General features: G+C 54.0%; 1 protein-coding gene. It reads right to left on the reverse strand.

From position 1 onward, the window contains the following. Positions 1-1,043 (reverse strand): tripartite tricarboxylate transporter permease (locus tag QWY27_RS15250; RefSeq protein ID WP_290199285.1); only part of this gene is annotated, 1,043 nt, incomplete at both ends.

Consider the following 1,043-nt stretch of genomic DNA (forward strand, 5'->3'; position numbering starts at 1 on the left):
CCAGCACCAAGCCCAGCAGTAATGGTGCGCCCTCGCATTTTAGTTTTGACCAAAGATAACCGACAATACCAAAGATGGCCGTCACAATAATGTCAAAAACGTTGTAGTTCAGCGAGTACACCCCGATCGTGCAGAACAGCAAAATAGCGGGGTACAGCACACGGTAGGGAACGGTGAGCAGTTTGATCCAGATGCCGATCAGTGGCAAGTTCAACACCACCAACATCAAGTTACCAATCCACATCGAAGCAATCAAGCCCCAGAACAGCTCAGGGTGGCTCGTCATGACCTGTGGACCGGGCTGGATGTTGTGAATGGTCATTGCGCCAACCATCAGCGCCATCACAGCGTTACCTGGGATACCAAGGGTCAGCAGAGGAATAAACGAGGTTTGCGCACCAGCATTGTTTGCCGATTCAGGGCCTGCCAGACCTGCTGGGTGACCTTTACCGAAACGCTCGGGATTCTTGGAAAGTTTCTTTTCGACCGTATAGGACGCGAAAGAGGACAGCACGGCACCGCCGCCAGGCAAAATACCGAGAACAGAACCAATTGCTGTGCCACGGATGACGGCAGGCCATGATTCATTGAACTCTTGCTTGTTGGGGTAGAGCGAGCCAATTTTAGCGTCGACTTCAACGCGGTTTTCCTTTTGCTCGAGGTTGGTCATGATCTCGGTGAAACCGAACACGCCCATCGCCACGATTGCAAAGCCGACACCATCCTGCAACTCAGGAATGCCAAAATCAAAGCGCGCCACGCCGGAGTTGACGTCCGTACCGACCATGCCTAGCAACAAACCAAGCAAAATCATGGCGATCGCTTTCATCAAGGAACCGGAAGCCAGCACCACTGCACCGACCAGTCCAAGCACCATCAGAGAGAAATACTCTGCAGGACCGAACTTAAAGGCAAGTTCAGCCAGTGGGGGCGCGAACGCTGCGATCAGCAGGGTGGCCACGCTCCCTGCGAAGAAAGAACCAAGTGCCGCGATTGAGAGGGCAGCGCCGGCACGGCCATTTTTTGCCATAGCATGGCCGTCG

This window comes from Zwartia vadi (assembly GCF_030410375.1).
Taxonomy (GTDB): Bacteria; Pseudomonadota; Gammaproteobacteria; order Burkholderiales; family Burkholderiaceae_B; genus Zwartia; species Zwartia vadi.